Source organism: Pseudomonas sp. p50(2008), assembly GCF_015351605.1.
Classification (GTDB): Bacteria; Pseudomonadota; Gammaproteobacteria; order Pseudomonadales; family Pseudomonadaceae; genus Aquipseudomonas.
In genome coordinates this window covers 350,618-368,683 of the sequence record NZ_JACMYF010000009.1, presented here as the reverse complement: position 1 = coordinate 368,683, position 18,066 = coordinate 350,618, and the positions used below count along the sequence as shown (strand labels likewise).

General features: G+C 59.6%; 18 protein-coding genes. 10 read left to right on the top strand and 8 right to left on the bottom strand.

Features of this window, described 5'->3' with window-relative positions; translation table 11 throughout:
* Positions 1–237: 237 nt before the first annotated feature.
* Both ttcA and H7698_RS25230 read left to right on the top strand, forming a co-directional pair.
* Entirely contained in the window at positions 238–1,062 is an 825-nt protein-coding gene (gene ttcA / locus H7698_RS25235; RefSeq protein ID WP_162437948.1) for a tRNA 2-thiocytidine(32) synthetase TtcA, read from the top strand.
* Positions 1,063–1,206: 144 nt separating this feature from the next.
* Positions 1,207–1,881, top strand: coding sequence for a DNA-3-methyladenine glycosylase I (locus H7698_RS25230; RefSeq protein WP_162437949.1), 675 nt, complete (start codon positions 1,207–1,209; stop codon positions 1,879–1,881).
* Between the two features lie 113 nt (positions 1,882–1,994).
* On the opposite strand, the gene H7698_RS25225 is transcribed toward H7698_RS25230, so the two are convergent.
* The 3 genes from H7698_RS25225 to arsC are packed head-to-tail and all read right to left on the bottom strand — an operon-like array spanning position 1,995 to position 3,368.
* A complete protein-coding gene (locus tag H7698_RS25225; RefSeq protein ID WP_162437950.1) occupies positions 1,995–2,420 on the bottom strand; it encodes a DUF2069 domain-containing protein in 426 nt (141 codons plus the stop codon).
* A 1-nt stretch (position 2,421) separates the two neighbouring features.
* Positions 2,422–3,018, bottom strand: a complete 597-nt coding sequence (gene wrbA / locus H7698_RS25220; protein ID WP_027923973.1) for an NAD(P)H:quinone oxidoreductase — start codon at positions 3,016–3,018, stop codon at positions 2,422–2,424.
* The gene (gene arsC, locus H7698_RS25215) at positions 3,015–3,368 is read right to left on the bottom strand and encodes an arsenate reductase (glutaredoxin) (protein ID WP_194693126.1); all 354 of its coding nucleotides are present in this window, start codon (positions 3,366–3,368) and stop codon (positions 3,015–3,017) included. The genes wrbA and arsC overlap by 4 nt, the downstream gene beginning before the upstream one ends.
* Positions 3,369–3,482: 114 nt before the next feature.
* On the opposite strand from arsC, the gene H7698_RS25210 reads away from it, so the two are divergent.
* On the top strand, positions 3,483–3,950 hold the full coding sequence (locus H7698_RS25210; RefSeq protein WP_162437952.1) for a TlpA family protein disulfide reductase: 468 nt from the start codon (positions 3,483–3,485) through the stop codon (positions 3,948–3,950).
* A gap of 191 nt (positions 3,951–4,141) precedes the next feature.
* Here H7698_RS25210 and H7698_RS25205 read toward each other — a convergent pair whose 3' ends face one another.
* The 4 genes from H7698_RS25205 to H7698_RS25190 form a co-directional block, all read right to left on the bottom strand.
* Complete coding sequence (locus tag H7698_RS25205) at positions 4,142–4,546, bottom strand: META domain-containing protein (RefSeq protein WP_162437953.1); 405 nt, start codon at positions 4,544–4,546, stop codon at positions 4,142–4,144.
* A complete protein-coding gene (locus tag H7698_RS25200) occupies positions 4,546–4,980 on the bottom strand; it encodes a hypothetical protein (RefSeq protein WP_162437954.1) in 435 nt (144 codons plus the stop codon). Before H7698_RS25200 ends, H7698_RS25205 begins: the two co-directional genes overlap by 1 nt.
* 77 nt (positions 4,981–5,057) lie before the next feature.
* On the bottom strand, positions 5,058–6,050 hold the full coding sequence (locus H7698_RS25195; RefSeq protein ID WP_162437955.1) for a 2-hydroxyacid dehydrogenase: 993 nt from the start codon (positions 6,048–6,050) through the stop codon (positions 5,058–5,060).
* Between the two features lie 216 nt (positions 6,051–6,266).
* On the bottom strand, positions 6,267–9,020 hold the full coding sequence (locus H7698_RS25190) for a response regulator (RefSeq protein ID WP_194693125.1): 2,754 nt from the start codon (positions 9,018–9,020) through the stop codon (positions 6,267–6,269).
* A 214-nt stretch (positions 9,021–9,234) separates the two neighbouring features.
* Here H7698_RS25190 and H7698_RS25185 point away from each other — a divergent pair, with 214 nt between their 5' ends.
* The 7 genes from H7698_RS25185 (at position 9,235) to H7698_RS25155 (ending at position 17,677) form a co-directional block, all read left to right on the top strand.
* A complete protein-coding gene (locus tag H7698_RS25185; protein WP_162437957.1) occupies positions 9,235–9,957 on the top strand; it encodes a response regulator transcription factor in 723 nt (240 codons plus the stop codon).
* A complete protein-coding gene (locus tag H7698_RS25180) occupies positions 9,944–11,362 on the top strand; it encodes a sensor histidine kinase (protein ID WP_194693124.1) in 1,419 nt (472 codons plus the stop codon). The genes H7698_RS25185 and H7698_RS25180 overlap by 14 nt, the downstream gene beginning before the upstream one ends.
* Positions 11,363–11,529: 167 nt before the next feature.
* Entirely contained in the window at positions 11,530–12,432 is a 903-nt protein-coding gene (cysM, locus tag H7698_RS25175; protein WP_194693123.1) for a cysteine synthase CysM, read from the top strand.
* Entirely contained in the window at positions 12,432–13,784 is a 1,353-nt protein-coding gene (gene rlmD, locus H7698_RS25170) for a 23S rRNA (uracil(1939)-C(5))-methyltransferase RlmD (RefSeq protein WP_162437960.1), read from the top strand. Before cysM ends, rlmD begins: the two co-directional genes overlap by 1 nt.
* Positions 13,785–13,905: 121 nt before the next feature.
* Complete coding sequence (gene relA, locus H7698_RS25165; protein ID WP_162437961.1) at positions 13,906–16,149, top strand: GTP diphosphokinase; 2,244 nt, start codon at positions 13,906–13,908, stop codon at positions 16,147–16,149.
* Positions 16,150–16,272: 123 nt separating this feature from the next.
* The gene (gene mazG, locus H7698_RS25160) at positions 16,273–17,106 is read left to right on the top strand and encodes a nucleoside triphosphate pyrophosphohydrolase (RefSeq protein WP_162437962.1); all 834 of its coding nucleotides are present in this window, start codon (positions 16,273–16,275) and stop codon (positions 17,104–17,106) included.
* Positions 17,107–17,134: 28 nt separating this feature from the next.
* On the top strand, positions 17,135–17,677 hold the full coding sequence (locus H7698_RS25155; RefSeq protein ID WP_162437963.1) for a DUF2058 domain-containing protein: 543 nt from the start codon (positions 17,135–17,137) through the stop codon (positions 17,675–17,677).
* An 82-nt stretch (positions 17,678–17,759) separates the two neighbouring features.
* On the opposite strand, the gene H7698_RS25150 is transcribed toward H7698_RS25155, so the two are convergent.
* Entirely contained in the window at positions 17,760–17,948 is a 189-nt protein-coding gene (locus H7698_RS25150) for a hypothetical protein (protein ID WP_162437964.1), read from the bottom strand.
* Between the last annotated feature and the right edge of the window lie 118 nt (positions 17,949–18,066).

Genomic DNA, 18,066 nt, shown 5'->3' with positions numbered 1-18,066 from the left:
GCCCCCCAGTGGAGCGCCTACGGGCCAAGGTGGCCAAGTAAGTAAAGGTCTGGATATGTGTGCGACCTTATGTCGCAGTATAGAAAGGACTTACCCGTACATGTGGAAGGGGCTTAGAGCAAATCGCGCTGTAAACCCTAGTGGTAATCGCAGTTCCATCTTAGGTAGGAGCACTTCGCTCGCGCAGGGTTTTTGCGTAAAATGCCGGCCTTTCGTCACACCTCACGGATTCGCGTCATGGGCACTCTCACGGTCAACCAGAACAAACTGCAAAAGCGCCTTCGCCGTCAGGCCGGTGAGGCTGTTGCCGATTTCAACATGATTGAAGAGGGCGACAAGGTCATGGTCTGCCTGTCCGGTGGCAAGGACAGCTACACCATGCTCGATGTGCTGCTGCATTTGCAGAAGGTTGCTCCGATCAAGTTCGAGATCGTGGCCGTGAACATGGACCAGAAGCAGCCGGGCTTTCCCGAGCACGTACTGCCGGCGTACCTGAAAGCATTGGGCATCGAGTACCACATCGTCGAGAAAGACACTTACTCGGTGGTCAAGGAGCTGATCCCGGAAGGCAAGACCACCTGTTCGCTGTGCTCGCGCCTGCGTCGCGGTACGCTCTACACGTTTGCCGATGAAATTGGCGCGACCAAGATGGCCCTCGGGCACCACCGCGATGACATTGTCGAAACCTTCTTCCTCAACATGTTCTTCAACGGCTCGCTCAAGGCCATGCCGCCGAAACTGCGCGCCGACGATGGCCGCAACGTCGTGATCCGCCCGCTGGCCTACTGCAACGAGAAAGACATCCAGGCCTACTCGGATTTCAAGCAGTTCCCGATCATTCCGTGCAACCTTTGCGGCTCTCAGGAGAATCTGCAGCGCCAGGTGGTCAAGGACATGCTGCAAGAGTGGGAGCGCAAGACTCCCGGCCGCACCGAGAGTATCTTCCGCAGCCTGCAGAACGTGATTCCGTCGCAATTGGCCGACCGTAACCTGTTCGACTTCACCAGCCTGAAGATCGACGAAACCGCGGCCTCGCGATTCGTCAACGTGGTCAACCTTTAAACACGATTAATGTGGGAGCCAGCCTGCTGGTGATGAAAGGGTGTCAGGAACATTTTTGACTGACACACCTCCCTCGCCAGCAGACTGGCGCCCACAGGTTTTGCCGCAAGTTGGCAGTTCATTTTTCATTCCTCAGGAGAGGGCATGCGCGATTACAAGTGGCTGCACGAATACTGTCTGAACCGCTTCGGTTCGGCAGCTGAACTGGAAGCCCATCTGCCCGTTCCCAAGACCCCCGCGCAATTGCGCAAGATCAGCGACGACCGCTACCTCTCGACCATGGCACTGCGCGTGTTCCGCGCCGGGCTCAAACACAGCCTGGTGGACGCCAAGTGGCCGGCCTTCGAAGAAGTGTTCTTCAAGTTCGACCCTGAGAAGGTCGTGCTGATGAGTGCTGAACATCTTGAGCGCCTGATGCAGGACGCGCGGATCATTCGCCATCTGGGCAAACTCAAGAGCGTGCCGCGCAATGCGCAGTTCATCCTCGACGTCGAGCATGAAAAAGGCAGTTTCGGTGCGCTGATCGCCGACTGGCCGGTGACCGATATTGTCGGTTTGTGGACCTACCTGAAAAAGCGCGGTCATCAATTGGGCGGGTTGTCGGCACCGCGCTTCTTGCGGATGGTCGGCAAGGACACGTTTGTGCCGAGCTACGACGTGGTGGCGGGGTTGAATGCGCAGAAGATCGTCGACAAAGTGCCGACCAGTCAGCGGGATCTGGCGTTGGTGCAGGATGTGTTCAATCAGTGGCATGAACAGAGCGGTGGGCGGCCGATGAGCCAGATATCGATGATGCTGGCGTATACCGTTAATCATTAACACCGAGTCGCCCGCATCGCGGGCAAGCCCGCTCCCACAGCGATCTCTTTAAACACATTAATTGTGAACGACATGGATCCTGTGGGAGCGGGCTTGCCCGCGATTGCGATGTATCAGGCGGCAGAGATCTCGCCTTCGCCTGCGAGCTTGCGATTCAGCTGAAACCGCCACCGCACATACAGCAGCGCCGAGCAAAACACCGCCAGGCTCGCGCCCATCTCCAGCAAACCAAACAGCTGCCGGTTCGGGTCAAACGCCGCCAGTGCGCCCTTGATGAAATACAGGTTCACCACAAAGCACATCCAGGAATGCCCGCGCGCGCTGCCAACGATCATCCCCGGCGCCAGCAACAGCAGCGGTACCAGTTCGATCAGCAGGATCACCCATGGCCGCGCCCCGTGCAGATCGGCGACCGCCAGGTAATACACGCAGAGCAAACCCACCAAGCCCAGAAAACACAGCAGGCTGATGGCTCGCATCGCTTTGACCCGTGGTTCGAGCCATTCAATGGAAGGCAAAATCTTCGGCTTCTTGGCCACGTCAGTTCCCCAGCTTTTGCGCGGTCTTGGCCAGTCGCAAGCCCAAGGCCCGACACAGTGCGACCTCATGTTCATTCAAGCCGCTTTTGCCATCGGCGCCGGCGTGGTGACTGGCGCCATAGGGCGTGCCGCCGCCACGGGTTTCCAGCAATGCCGATTCGCTGTAAGGCAGGCCCGTAATCAGCATGCCGTGGTGCAGCAAGGGCAGCATCATCGACAGCAGCGTGGTTTCCTGACCACCGTGCAGGCTCGCGGTGGAGGTGAAAACGCCCGCCGGTTTGCCGACCAGCGCACCGGTCAGCCACAGGTTGCTGGTGCCGTCGAGGAAGTACTTCAGCGGCGCGGCCATGTTGCCAAAACGCGTCGGGCTGCCAAGGGCCAGGCCGGCGCAGTTTTTCAGGTCGTCGAGGCTGGCGTACAGCGCGCCTTCGTCCGGAATGTCCGGGGACACAGCTTCGCACTCGGTAGAGATCGCCGGCACGGTACGCAGACGCGCTTCCATTCCCGACTGTTCGACACCACGGGCAATCTGCCGGGCCATTTCGTTGGTCGAACCGCTACGGCTGTAATACAGCACCAGAATATACGGCGCGCTCACGGCAACAACTCCAGTACATTCTCCGGCGGACGCCCGATGACGGCTTTGTCGCCTGCTTCCAGAATCGGTCGCTCCATGAGTTTCGGGTGGGCAGCGATAGCGGCGATCAATTGCGCCTCGCTCAAGCTGCTGTCAGCCAGGTTGAGCGTTTTGTACTCGTCTTCACCGGGGCGCAGCAATTGCCGGGCACTGATGCCCAGTTTGCCCAGCAGGTTCTGGATTTGCGCGGCGTCCAGCGGCGTTTCCAGGTACCGGACCACGGTCGGGGTCAGGCCACGGGCTTGGAGCAGTTCGAGCGCACCGCGGGATTTCGAGCAGCGCGGGTTGTGATAAAGCGTCAGATCGGTCATGTGCGGGTCGCATCTTGCGTAAGGTGGCGGCTATTCTAACTGTGCAGCGCGTATTCCAGAACCTGGAGAGGCAATGGGTCGCGGCGGTATTCTTTTTTTGACAAGGATTACGACATGACTAGACGACTGGCAGCGGCATTGGCGATCTTCGGCACGTTACTGCTGGGGGGCTGTGGCAATGATTACGGAATCGACCAGAACGGCCAGAAAGTCGCCGCCGACCGTCTGGACAAGCAATGGCTGGTGCTCAATTACTGGGCGGAATGGTGCGGGCCTTGCCGAACCGAGATACCCGAGTTGAATACCTTGGCCGAGCAGCTCAAGGGCAAGAAGATCGATGTGTTCGGGGTCAACTTCGATAATGTGCAGGGCGAAGAGCTGAAAAGCGCCAGCGAGAAGCTGGGGATCAAGTTCACCGTGCTGGCCCAGGATCCGGCCGAGCTGTTCGAAGTGCCGCGCAGCGAAGCGTTACCCGTGACCTACATCATCGATGACAAGGGCAAGGTGCGTGAGCAGTTGATGGGTGAGCAGACGGCGGCGGGTGTGATGGCGAAGCTTGAGGCGTTGCAGGCAACTAATTGATTGCGCAGATGGCAGGGGCTTTTTGTGGTACGGGGCTTTTGTGGCGAGGGGATTCATCCCCGTTGGACTGCGCAGCGGTCCCTTTTTTGGGGTCGCTTCGCAACCCAACGGGGATGAATCCCCTCGCCACAAAAGCCGCTGAGCACAAAATCCCCTTGCCACAGTAAGTCAGCCGGGTTCAGCAGAGGTGATCAACCCTCTTCAAGCCACCAGCGCAGCGGCTTGCCTTCGGCGGGCCAGAAGCGCATCTGCTCGATGGGCGAAATGTCCCAACGCTGCACATTTTCCAGTGCCTGCAAAAAGCGTTTTTCCTGTTCCATCAGCGCAGGCGCACACAGTTTGCGCGTGCTGCCAATCTTGCCGAAGCTCAGCTTGTCGCCTTCCAGCGTATAGGGCGCGAACCAATGGTTACAGCCGCCGTTGCCGTAGGCTCGACCATCTTCACCGAGGGTGATGGTCAAGTGGCTGTAATCCATCAGCGGACGTTCGCCAATCCATTCCAGAATGTAGCTGCGGTTCTGTTGCAGTTGCACCGGCTCGGCGGCGCAGCCCATCAGGCTGGCACCCACCATCGCGGTCATAGCGAGGCGTTTCATCACGCAGGCTCCTGGCATTTCGGGCACAGGTGCTTCTCGCCGACAGTGGTCCAGCCCAGCTCGGCAATCCGCGCGGTGGCGGCCGGTTTTTCAGCCTTGTTGCCCAGCTTGGCGTCGACGGCGAACTCAAAGCTCAGCTCTTTGGCGCAGCTGTCGCAATTGACTTTCCAGGTGTGGATGGCCAATTCGCCGAACACCGGACCACTCGCAACCGCGACCCATTGGCCCGGTGGATTGATCAAGTGGCGAACCGTTTCGACGGTCAGGCGCATGGACAGGTCCTTGCTGCCTTTGAGGGTCACGACCAGCACGTCGTTGTTGCGAATCGAACCACCGTTACCGGTGACCTGATAACGCCCAGGCACAAGGGCGCGGCATTCGGTGAGGGTGTGTTGCGGGTTCATCAGGGTATAGCGAAAATCGTGTTCGGCCATGGGTCCTCCAAATATGCGCGGCATGCTAGCACGGACATCGCCGCAGCATGGAGCGGGCAAGTGACCTTCGATCTGGTTCAGCCGGCAGCCACAAGATTCTGCGGCTTTCCATCCGCCCAGGCCGCGATGTTCTGCAGCGTGGTCGTGGCAATGGCGCCCAGTGCTTCGCGGGTCAGGAAGGCTTGGTGCGCCGTGATGATCACGTTTGGAAAGGTCAGCAGGCGCGCCAGCACATCGTCTTGCAGTGGCAGGTCCGAGCGGTCTTCAAAAAACAGCTGGGCCTCTTCCTCATACACATCCAGCCCCAGATAGCCCAGTCGACCGTCCTTCAGCGCGTCGATCAGTGCAGGCGTGTCCACCAGACCGCCGCGTCCGGTGTTGATCAGCATCGCCCCAGGCTGCATGTGTGCCAGTGACTCGCTGTTGATCAAATACTTGCTCTGTTCGTTAAGCGGGCAGTGCAGGCTGATGATCTGCGCCTGGGCCAGCAGTTCCGGCAAGCTCAGGTAGCGGGCGCCGAGGGCTTCGACGTCGGGATTGGGGTAGGGGTCGTAGGCCAGCAACTCGCAGCCAAACCCGTGCATGATTTTCGCGAAGGTTGCGCCGATCTGCCCAGTGCCCACCACGCCGACCGTCTTGCCCACCAGGTCGAAGCCCGTCAGCCCGTGCAGGCTGAAATCGCCTTCGCGGGTGCGGTTGTACGCGCGGTGCAAACGACGGTTGAGCGCAAGGATCAATGCCACCGCATGCTCGGCTACTGCATGCGGCGAATAGGCCGGGACCCGCACAATGGCCAGTCCCAGGCGCTTGGCGACTGCCAGATCGACATGGTTGTAACCCGCCGAGCGCAGGGCGATCAGTCGGGTACCACCGGCGGCCAGGCATTCGAGCACAGGCGCGCTCAAGTCATCATTGATGAAGGCGCAGACCACCTCGTGATGCTCCGCCAATGCCACGGTATCGACGCTCAATCGCGCCGATTGAAACTGCAACTCGATGCCGTCGGGCAGTTTTGCAGCGAGAAAACTCTCGCGGTCGTAATTCTGGCTGCTGAAAAGAATGGTGCGCATGCTGTCCTCCTGGAAATTTTCAAGCTTTGACGCTTCACGCTTCACGCTTTTGTAGCAGCTGGCGAAGCCTGCGTTCGGCGGCGAAGCCGTCGTAAAACTGGTGACCTCGGTGCTTCAGATGAACCGCATTTGACGAATTTACGACGGCTTCGCCGCCGAACGCAGGCTTCGCCAGCTGCTACAGGGAACGGCGTTAAGGCGAATACCTACGTTACATCAAGCATTGATACGCGCATGCGCGGCCAGACGGTTGATGGCCCGGTCAAGCTCTTCCAGTGCGCTATAGGCTTTCGGGTCCTGTTGCTTAAGCAGGGTTTCACTGCGCTGGCAGGCGGCGCGCAATTGCGGGACGCCGCAATAACGTGTTGCGCCATGCAGGCGATGGACACGCTCGATCAAGGCATTATTGTCATCGGTATCCCGGGCAAAACGGATGGCTTCGCGGTCGGCTTCAAGCGAGGCGAGCAACATCGCCAGCATGTCAGCCGCCAGATCCGCCTTACCGGCGGCCAGACGCAGGCCCTCTTCGTGATCGAGCACCTGCAACTCGGGTGCACCAGCATGTCCGTCACCGGAACGCTCGGGCCCGTGGTTGCGCAGCGCCAGACCACTCCATTTCAAAACCACCTGGGCCAATTGCCGTTCACTGATAGGCTTGGTCAGGTAATCGTCCATGCCGCTTTGCAACAAGGCACGCTTTTCGTTGGCCATGGCGTGAGCGGTCAGCGCGACGATGGGCAAAGGCGTGCAGTGCCGCTCGCTTTCCCACTGACGAATGGCCTCGGTGCTCTGGCGCCCATCCATGCCGGGCATCTGCACGTCCATCAGCACCAGGTCGAAGGTCTCGTTCTGCACGGCTTTGACCGCCGCGTATCCACTTTCCACGGCCAGCACCTTGGCACCCATGTCTTCGAGCAAGGTTTGCACCAGCAGAAGGTTGGCGGGATTGTCGTCGACACACAGCACTTTCGGGGCGCGGCTGGACAGCGGTTCCCCCGGCTCGTTACGCACCTGGCGCGGGTTGACCAGGTCGGACAAGGCTCGGCGCAGTTTGCGGGTGCAGGCCGGCTTGGCCTGAAGCTGACTGTGCGGGTTGGGTACGGACAGATGGAACAGCGTCTGCTCAGTGGTCGGACACAGCACGAGCACCTTGCAGCCCAGATGTTCCAGGTCCCAGATGTGTTGGTTGAGGCGTTCTGGCGGCATGTCGTTGCTGGTGATGCCAAGTACCGCCAGGTCGATCGCCTGATCGGTCTGATGCGCACCGGTAACGCCATTGGTCAGGCTTTCCAGGGTATTGAATGGCGTGACAGCGAGGCCGCAATCTTCCAGCTGATGCTGCAAGGCCTGGCGTGCCAATTCGTGATTCTCCAGGACCGCCACCCGACGCCCCAGCAGCGGTGGGCCTGGCAGGTCTTCGGCGTCGTCGCGGGTCTTGGGCAGGCTCAGGCTGATCCAGAATTCCGAACCTTCCCCCGGTGTGCTGTCGACCCCGATCTCGCCGCCCATTTGCTCGATCAACCGTTTGGAAATCACCAGCCCCAGACCAGTACCACCGGGTTGGCGCGACAACGAGTTATCCGCCTGACTGAACGCCTGGAACAGGGCGCGCACGTCCTGGCTCGACAGGCCAATCCCTGTGTCTTGAATGCTGATGCGCAATTGCACGCTGTCTTCGTGTTCGTCCTCGAGCATGGCACGGGCGACGATGGTGCCTTCGCGGGTGAACTTGATCGCGTTGCTGACGAGGTTGGTCAGTATTTGCTTGAGCCGCAGCGGATCGCCCACCAGCGACAGCGGCGTATCCCGATACACCAGGCTCACCAGTTCCAGCTGCTTGGCGTGGGCGGCGGGGGCGAGGATCGTCAGCGTGTCTTGCAGCAGATCCCGCAGGTTGAACGGAATGTGGTCGAGCACCAGTTTGCCGGCCTCGATCTTCGAGAAGTCGAGAATCTCGTTGATGATCCCCAACAGGCTGTCGGCAGACTTTTCGATGGTGCCCAGGTAATCCAGCTGGCGCGGTGTCAGTTCGCTTTTTTGCAGCAGATGAGTGAAGCCGAGGATCCCGTTGAGCGGTGTGCGGATTTCATGGCTCATGTTGGCCAGGAATTCGGACTTGATCCTGCTTGCCTCCAGGGCTTCCTTGCGCGCCAGGTCCAGCTCGATGTTCTGGATTTCGATGGTTTCGAGGTTCTGGCGCACGTCTTCGGTGGCCTGGTCGACGCTGTGCTGCAATTCTTCCTGGGCGTTTTGCAGGGTGCCCGCCATGCGATTGATCCCGGACGCCAGTTCATCCAGTTCCTGACTGCCGAGGGGCGGCAGTCGGGTTTCCAGGTGACCGTCCTTGAGCTGGGAGACGGCTTGCTTGATCTGGCTCAACGGACGGTTGATGGTACGGCCCATGCGCAGCGCCAGCAGCGCGGCACCGCCCAGCCCGGCAGCGATCAACAGCAGGCTGGCGAACAGGCTGCGGTAACCGCGCAACAGCATGCCGTTGTGCGACAGCTCCAGTTCTACCCAGCCGAGCAACCGTTCAGCTTCTGCTGGAATCACGTCGCCGGCGAGGTTGCGGTGTTTGCCGAACACTGGCAGCAGGTAGCGTGTCGCATCGTTGCCACTGCGGCGCAGCAACTGCGAACCGTTGCCCTGAGGCGCCTTGTTGAGCATGGTCGGGCCCGCATGGGCGAGCAGGGTACGGTCCGGCGCGAGGAAGGACACTGCGCGAACATCCGGTTGCTCCAGGGATTGCGTGGCGATGCGTTCCAGCAGTTCGTTGTTCTTGTGGCCCATGGCGGGTGCCACCAGCGGCGCCAGTTGCTCGGCGATCATTTCGCCACGCTGCATGAGCTGGGTCTGCAGGTCGGACTGCTGCATCCAGGTGAAATAGCCCCCCAGGACCAACGCCATCAGGCTGGTCGGCAACAGGGTCAGCAACAGCACGCGGCCTTTAATTCCGAGTTTCTTGAGCACGCATCTCTCCTGCATCCAGCTATTAAATGACCTGCGCTTACGTCCGGTAGGCGCCACCTGCGCAGTGTAGCGATTTGCAGGCAGCCCTTCTTCGTAAAATTGAACGGGTCAGTCGTCGGTCCGTACCGCCTGTTGGCGTCTTGGGCAAACCTTGGGTTGCCCAAGGCGAGGCAATCTTGAATAATCGCCAACTGAGAATTATTTGCAGATACTCATGACTCCCATCTCTATTGATCATCCACGCATCCTCGCCATTGAGGACGACCTCGTGCTCGGTGCATACGTGCATGAGCATTTGGGCCGCAACGGCTTCCAGGTGACCTGGTGCAAAAACGGTCAGGAAGGGCTGAACATGGCGCGCGCGCAAGCGTTCGATGTGGTGTTGATGGATATTCTGCTGCCGGGACTGGACGGATTGAAAGCGCTGACACAATTGCGCGAGAGCCACTCCACCCCGGTGTTGCTGATGTCTGCGCTTGGGGCCGAGGCGGATCGCATCAGCGGCTTTCAACTGGGCGCGGATGACTACCTGCCAAAACCCTTCAGCATGGTTGAGTTGCGGGTACGCATAGAAGCGATCCTGCGGCGTGTAGCGCTTGACCGCCGGCCCGCGCCCATCGTCGTTGCGCCTGCGACCGACAGCCTGCGTTTCGACGATCAGTGTTTTGAGGTCTTCTACTGCGACAAGGCGGCCGGCCTGACCCGTAGCGAGTTTCGGTTGCTGGAAACACTGAACCGCAACGGCGATGAAGTGTTGAGCAAAGCCTTCCTTTATCAGCAAGTCCTGCAACGTGGTTACGCGGCTCATGACCGCAGCCTGGACATGCATATCAGCCAGATCCGCCGCAAGCTCAAGGCCATCGGCTACACCGAGCGCGAAGTGCGCACGGTCTGGGGCAAAGGCTATGTATTGAGTGCCAGCGATGAAGTGGTCTGACCTGCCGGGCCGGCATTCCCTGTTCTGGAAACTGGCCTTCCTGCTGGTGGCCTTTTGTCTGCTGATGATCTGGCTCAGTTGGTCCTGGGGTCGGTACATGGAGGAGCGCAACCAATTCCTCTCGGACGACGCCCGGGGCACTTTGACGCGCTACGCCGCCGAGGCCGAGCAGGCCTGGCAGCAGGGCGGGCGGGCTGGCATCGATAGCTTTCTGCAAAGCATGCAGCAGCGTGAATCGGGCTGGGTCGGTGTCATCAGTGGTGATTTGCAATCATTGAGCAGCCAGGAAATATCGGACAAGGACGTCCAGCACCTGACCTTTCTGCGCGGCCTCGACTGGCCGATCCACAAGAAAGGACTGCCATGGATGCGCGTCCCCTTTCCAGAAAATTCTTCTGCCGGCAGCCTGGTGATCGAACTGCCCCAACGCTTTGTGCCCGGTCAATACCGGGTGTTTTGGCGGGTGATTACCAACGGCGTGATCCCGGGGCTGTTCACCCTGCTGCTGTGCGTCGGGTTGTATCGGCTATTGGTGGTTCCGCTCAATAACCTGCGCGAACAGGCCAATGCCTGGCGTGCCGATCAGTTGGGTGTACGCCTGTCGAGCCGCACGACCAATCGTCAGGATGAGCTGGGAGAATTGGGCAGGGCTTTCGACCACATGTCCGAGCGGCTGCAATCCACGGTGGCCTTGCAGCAACAATTGCTGCGCGACCTGTCCCACGAATTACGCACGCCGCTCAGCCGCCTGCGAGTAGCCAGCGAAAGCGAGCAAAGCCTGGCGCAATTGCGTGAACGTATAGGCCGGGAGGTCGATGGCATGCAGCGCCTGGTGGACGACACGTTGCAATTGGCGTGGCTTGATACCGAACGCGCGCCGTTACCCGATGAGGCGATTCAAATCCAGGCGTTGTGGGAGATGCTCACGGAAAATGCCTGCTATGAAAGCTGTTGGTCGATGGCCCGGTTGCAGTGCACGGTGGACTCATCTTGCTGGGTCCGCGGCAATCTCAATACGTTGGCCCAGGCACTGGAAAATATTCTGCGCAACGCGGTACGACACTCGCCCGTCGGCGGGGTAGTGACGCTGGGAGGTCGACGTGACGGCGAATTTTGGCACCTGTGGCTGGAAGACGAGGGCGGCGGGGTGGCTGAAACCGATCTGGAACGAATCTTCTTGCCGTTTACCCGGCTCGACGGTTCGAGACCAGGGAATGGCGGGTTTGGGCTGGGGTTAAGCATTGCGAGAAATGCCGTGCAGCGGCAGGGCGGCGAAATCTGGGCGCAGAACAGCGGGACCGGGTTGCGGCTGAATGTGCGGCTGGTGGCTGATGCAGGGGAGGACAATGATGCCGCCTTCGCGAACAATCCCGCGGTGAATGTCTGTCGATCACAGATTGTGTGATCCAGCTGACCTTGTGGGAGTGGGCTTGCCCGCGATGAGGCCCGCACATCCCGCACAAAACTTCGCCCTTATTCCTACAAGCCATAAGCACCGCACTTTGCGTGATATGGGGTTGCAAGGTTTGCCGGTATGATAGGCGCCCCCGCAGTCTGGATTGCGAATACGCCATGACCTTGCAGTACCCAACCATCGCCGATTGCGTCGGCAACACCCCGCTGGTTCGTTTGCAGCGCCTGCCTGGCGCCACCAGCAATACTCTTTTGCTCAAGCTTGAGGGGAATAACCCGGCGGGTTCGGTCAAGGACCGTCCTGCGCTGTCGATGATCACCCGTGCCGAGTTGCGCGGGCAGATTCACGCTGGCGATACGTTGATCGAAGCGACTTCGGGTAACACCGGGATTGCGCTGGCCATGGCCGCCGCGATCAAGGGTTACAAGATGATCCTGATCATGCCGGACAATTCCAGCGCCGAGCGCAAGGCCGCCATGACCGCCTATGGTGCCGAACTTATCCTGGTCACCCAGGAAGAAGGCATGGAAGGCGCTCGCGATCTGGCCCAGCGCATGGAGGCCGAAGGTTGTGGCAAGGTGCTGGATCAGTTCGCCAACGGTGACAACCCTGAAGCGCACTACACCACCACCGGCCCGGAAATCTGGCGGCAGACCGAGGGCACCATCACTCATTTCGTCAGCTCGATGGGCACCACCGGCACCATCATGGGCGTTTCGCGCTATCTGAAAGAGCAGAGCGACAGCGTGCAGATCGTCGGCCTGCAACCGATGGAAGGCTCGGCGATTCCGGGCATCCGTCGCTGGCCACAAGAGTATTTGCCGAAGATCTACCAGGCCGATCGAGTGGACCGGATCGTCGACATGGCCCAAAGCGAAGCCGAAGACGTGACCCGTCGCCTGGCTCGCGAAGAAGGGATCTTCTGCGGCGTGTCCTCGGGCGGTGCCGTGGCCGCGATGTTGCGCTTGTCCAAAGAAGTTGAAAACGCGGTGATCGTCGCGATCATCTGCGACCGTGGCGACCGTTACTTGTCGACCGGCATTTTCGACGCGCCCAACTGATGGCCAAGCACGAGAGAGGTCTGCGTTTCCAGCCGACTGGCGGCAGCAAGGCCCCACAAATCCCGACCGGCAAAAAGCAGCGCCTGACCATCGAGCGCCTGGCTAATGACGGTCGCGGAATCGCATTTTTCGAAGGTCGCACCTGGTTCGTCATCGGCGCACTGGCCGGTGAGGAAGTTGAAGCGCGCGTGTTAGGTGCCCACGGCAAAGTGGTCGAAGCACGCACCGAACGGGTTTTTCAAACCAGCGAACTGCGTCGTCCTGCTCCCTGCCCGCATGCCGGTCGCTGCGGCGGTTGCAGCGTGCAGCATCTGCCTCACGATGAACAACTCGCCCTGAAACAGCGCATGCTCGCCGAGCAATTATTGAAGGTTGCCGGTGTCGAACCTCAAGAGTGGGCAGCGCCGTTGAGCGGTCCGGAATTCGGTTACCGTCGTCGCGCCCGCGTGGCGGTGCGATGGGACATGAAGGCGAAAAAACTTGAAGTCGGTTTCCGTGCGGCTGGCAGTCAGGACATCGTTGCGATCAACGAATGCCCGGTGCTGGTACAGCCTTTGCAACCGATCATGAACCGCTTGCCGGAAATGCTGCGGCGACTGAGCAAGCCACAGGCGCTCGGGCATGTGGAGTTGTTCAGCGGCACGAAGCTGGCGGTTCTGCTGCGGCACATGGCGCCGTTATCCGACGCCGACATGACCATTCTCAAGGATTTCTGCGCTTTTCACGAAGCCCAGTTGTGGCTTCACGGTGAAGGCGAGCCTTACCCGGTCGAGGCTGATCAAGTCCTGGGCTATCGTCTTGAACAGTGGGATCTGGATCTGGCGTATCGGCCAGGAGACTTCATCCAGGTCAACGCGGCTGTCAACGAAGCCATGGTCGCCCAGGCGCTGAGTTGGCTTGAGCCGAAAGCAAATGAACGCGTTCTTGACCTGTTCTGTGGCTTGGGTAATTTTGCCTTGCCCTTGGCCAAGGCTGTCCGTGAAGTGGTGGCGGTAGAAGGTGTGCAGACGATGGTCGAGCGGGCAGCTGCCAACGCTGCTAGCAACAATCTGCATAACACTCGTTTTTTTCAGGCCGATTTATCCCAGCCTTTGACCGATGCCGAGTGGGCGGTCGAAGGCTTTTGTGCGGTACTCTTGGACCCACCGCGTGACGGTGCTTTTGAAGTTGTGCGCAAGCTCAAGTCCCTGGGCGCCGAGCGGTTGGTCTATGTATCGTGCAACCCGGCAACGCTGGCGCGCGATACGGTCGAATTGATCAAGCAGGGCTACCGGTTAAAACGTGCCGGGATTCTCGATATGTTTCCTCAGACGGCACATGTCGAGGCCATGGCGTTATTTGAAGCGAGCTAGGATGCTCGTCTGGTCCGACTGGTCCGCCCGTGTAGCCGCGCACCTGCCCCGACGCGGGCGCGCGGGCAACGAAGGTCAGCGATTGACGCATTGAATCTGCGTCGTAGGGAAGGTAAGCAAGATGGTACAGGTGAGAGCACACCAGCCGATCAACACCGACGGCAGTATCAATCTCGAGGCTTGGCTCGATCATGCGGTCAGTGTCGATCTGGCACTGGATCGCGAAGCCTTGAAAGAAGCGTGCGAGTTCGCTCGCGCGTCTGAACAACAGGCCAATGCGGCGAAGAATCTATGGTCCGAAGGGACCTCGAGTTTCCGCACGGGCCTTGAGATCGCCGAGATCCTCGCCGACCTCAAACTCGACCAGGATTCGTTGGTCGCCGCAATCTTGTACCGCGGCGTGCGCGAAGGCCAGATCCAGTTGCCGGCAGTCAGCCAGCGCTTCGGTCCGGTGGTCGCCAAACTCATCGACGGCGTTTTGCGCATGGCGGCAATCAGCGCCAGCTTGAGCCCTCGCCAGTCCCTGGTGCTGGGCACTCAAGGCCAGGTGGAAAACCTGCGCAAGATGCTCGTGGCGATGGTCGATGACGTGCGTGTCGCGCTGATCAAGCTGGCCGAACGCACCTGCGCGATCCGCGCGGTCAAAACCGCCGACGATGAAAAGCGCAACCGTGTGGCCCGTGAAGTCTTCGACATTTATGCGCCCCTGGCTCACCGTCTCGGTATCGGTCACATCAAGTGGGAGCTGGAGGACTTGTCCTTCCGTTACCTCGAACCCGACCAGTACAAGCAGATCGCCAAGCTGCTCCACGAGCGGCGCCTGGATCGCGAGCGCTTCATCGCCGATGTGATGAACCAGCTGAAAGTCGAATTGCAGGCCACCGGGGTCGATGCCGACATCAGCGGCCGGGCCAAACACATCTATTCGATCTGGCGCAAAATGCAGCGCAAGGGTCTGGAGTTCAGCCAGATCTATGACGTGCGCGCCGTTCGCGTGCTGGTGCCGGAGATGCGCGATTGCTACACCGCGCTGGGCATCGTCCACACCTTGTGGCGGCACATCCCGAAAGAATTCGATGACTACATCGCCAACCCGAAAGAGAACGGCTACCGCTCGTTGCACACGGCGGTAATCGGTCCTGAAGGCAAGGTGCTGGAAGTGCAGATTCGCACCCACGCCATGCACGAAGAGGCCGAGTTGGGCGTGTGCGCGCACTGGAAGTACAAGGGCACCGACGTCAAATCCGGTTCCAACCACTACGAAGAGAAAATCTCGTGGTTGCGTCAGGTACTCGAGTGGCATGAAGAACTGGGTGATATCGGTGGGCTGGCGGAACAGCTGCGTGTCGATATCGAACCTGACCGGGTCTATATCTTCACCCCGGACGGCCACGCCATCGACTTGCCCAAAGGTGCAACGCCACTGGACTTCGCGTACCGGGTGCATACCGAAATCGGCCACAACTGCCGAGGCGCCAAGATCAACGGGCGCATCGTGCCGCTCAACTACAGCCTGCAGACCGGTGAGCAGGTCGAGATCATCACCAGCAAGCATGGCACGCCAAGCCGTGACTGGCTGAACCCTAACCTGGGTTACGTGACCACCTCGCGGGCCCGGGCGAAGATTGTCCACTGGTTCAAATTGCAGGCCCGTGACCAGAACGTCGCGGCCGGTAAAACCTTGCTCGAGCGCGAACTCAACCGTCTCGGTCTGCCCGCGGTGGACTTCGACAAGCTGGCTGACAAGGCCAACATGAAGACCGCCGAGGACATGTACGCCGCCCTGGGTGCCGGCGATTTGCGTCTGGCGCAGCTGGTCAATCTGGCGCAGCAACTGGTCGAGCCGGAACGTGGCAATGAACAGCTCGAGCTGATTCCGCGCAAGGCGACGGGTTACAAGCCAGGCAAGCGTGGCGATATCCAGATCCAGGGTGTCGGCAACCTCATGACCCAGATGGCGGGCTGCTGCCAGCCGTTGCCGGGGGATGCGATCGTCGGTTACATCACCCAGGGCCGCGGTGTGAGCATTCACCGTCAGGACTGCGCCTCGGTGCTGCAATTGGGCGGACGCGAGCCAGAGCGCATCATCCAGGTCAGCTGGGGCCCGGTGCCGGTGCTCACCTACCCGGTGGACATCATTATCCGCGCCTATGACCGGTCAGGTTTGCTGCGTGACGTTTCGCAGGTGCTGCTCAACGAGCGCATCAACGTACTGGCGGTCAACACCCGCTCGAACAAAGAGGACAACACTGCACTGATGTCCCTGACCATCGAGATTCCGGGGCTGGATGCGTTGGGACGGTTGCTGGGGCGCATTTCGCAGTTGCCGAACATCATCGAAACGCGGCGTAACCGCACTCCTTGAGATGATCAATGTAGGAGTGAGCCTGCTTGCGATAGCGGTATATCAGTCACGATTAATGCCGACTGACATGCCCCCATCGCGAGCAGGCTCACTCCCACAGGTTTTTGTGGTGAGAGATAAATGATGTACAGCCTTGAAGACCTGCTCCACCTGATGAATCGCCTACGCGACCCGCAGTACGGTTGCCCGTGGGACATCAAGCAAACCTACGCGACCATCGTCCCGCACACCCTTGAAGAAGCCTACGAGGTGGCCGACGCCATCGAGCGCGGTGACTTCGATCACTTGCAGGGTGAATTGGGGGATTTGCTGTTCCAGGTGGTTTACTACAGCCAGTTGGCTCGGGAAGAAGGGCGCTTCGAGTTCGACGGTGTGGTCGACAGCATCACCCGCAAGCTGATTCGTCGTCACCCTCACGTTTTTCCTACCGGGGATCTGTACGCGCCGCTGGATGTTCCGCGGCTGAGCGAAGAACAGGTCAAGCAGCGCTGGGAAGAGATCAAGGCCCAGGAGCGGGCCGAGCAGTCATCGGCCCCCGAGCAGTTGTCCTTGCTCGACGACGTGCCCGCCGCACTGCCGGCCTTGTCGCGGTCGGCCAAATTGCAGAAGCGCGCCGGGCAGGTCGGTTTCGACTGGCCGGATGCTTTGCCGGTGCTGGATAAAGTCCGCGAAGAGCTTGATGAAGTGCTCGAAGCCATGGCCGACAACGACTCGGTAGCCATTGCCGATGAAGTGGGCGACCTGTTGTTTTCCGTGGTCAATCTGGCCCGTCATCTCAAGGTCGACCCGGAATCCGCACTGCGCGGCGCCAACAACAAGTTTGAAAGACGCTTCCGATTTATCGAACAGGCATTGCGCGACACCCACCGTCCCATGGAAGATTGCACCCTCGAAGAGTTGGACGCCTTGTGGGGCGAAGCCAAACGTCAGGAAAAGAATTTGCCCAGCTGCGGTTGAGCAGTTGCCTAAGTGAGTATTAAGCACCATGAGCATTTCCCTTCGCGACCAGTTGCTCAAAGCAGGGCTGGTCAATCAGAAGCAGGCCAAACAGGTCGGCAAAGAGAAGCAGAAACAGCAACGCCTGGCCCACAAAGGTCAGATCGAACTCGACGACTCGCAGCAACGTGCCGCCCAGGAAGCGTTGGCTGAAAAGGTCAAACGCGACCAGGAGTTGAACCGTCAGCAGCAGGAAAAGGCCGAGGCGAAAGCTCGTGCCGCGCAGATCAAGCAATTGATCGAAGTCTCGCGCCTGCCCAAGCTGACGACTGAGGATTACTACAACTTCGTCGACGACAAGAAGGTCAAGCGCATCTCCGTCAACACGCTGATGCGCAACAAGCTCAGCAGCGGTTCGCTGGCAATCGTGCACCATGGCGGCGGTTACGAAGTGATCCCGCGTGAAGCCGCCCTGAAGATCCAGGAGCGCGATCCGCAGCGCATCGTGCAAATGAATGTGCAGACCGAAGAAGTCGCGACCGAAGACGATCCGTACGCGGCCTATCAGATCCCGGACGATCTGATGTGGTAAGCGCTTAAGGCTCTACAAAGACAAACCCCGCTCATTGGCGGGGTTTGTCGTTTTCAATGCTGTAATTGCATATGAGCAGGTCCTAGGCGGACAGTTGTTCACGTTGCTGTTCCAGTGTTTCCAGTTCGCATTTGTAGTTGTGGGCATCGGTCTCGGAATGGAACATCCCCACGAGCAAGTCTTGTTGGTGCACATCCCAGATACGGATGCCGGCGGCTACGCCTTCATGAGACATATGTGAATCGTCGCGTTCAGTTACTTTTACAGTCATCTGCTAGCTCCAATCTCAGTTACCTGCACCAAGGCATGTGCAGGACTCTGTTATATGTTTGGATAGCTTGCTAAGTAAACGACCAGATTTCGTAACGGACAGTTGCAGATTTTGCAAA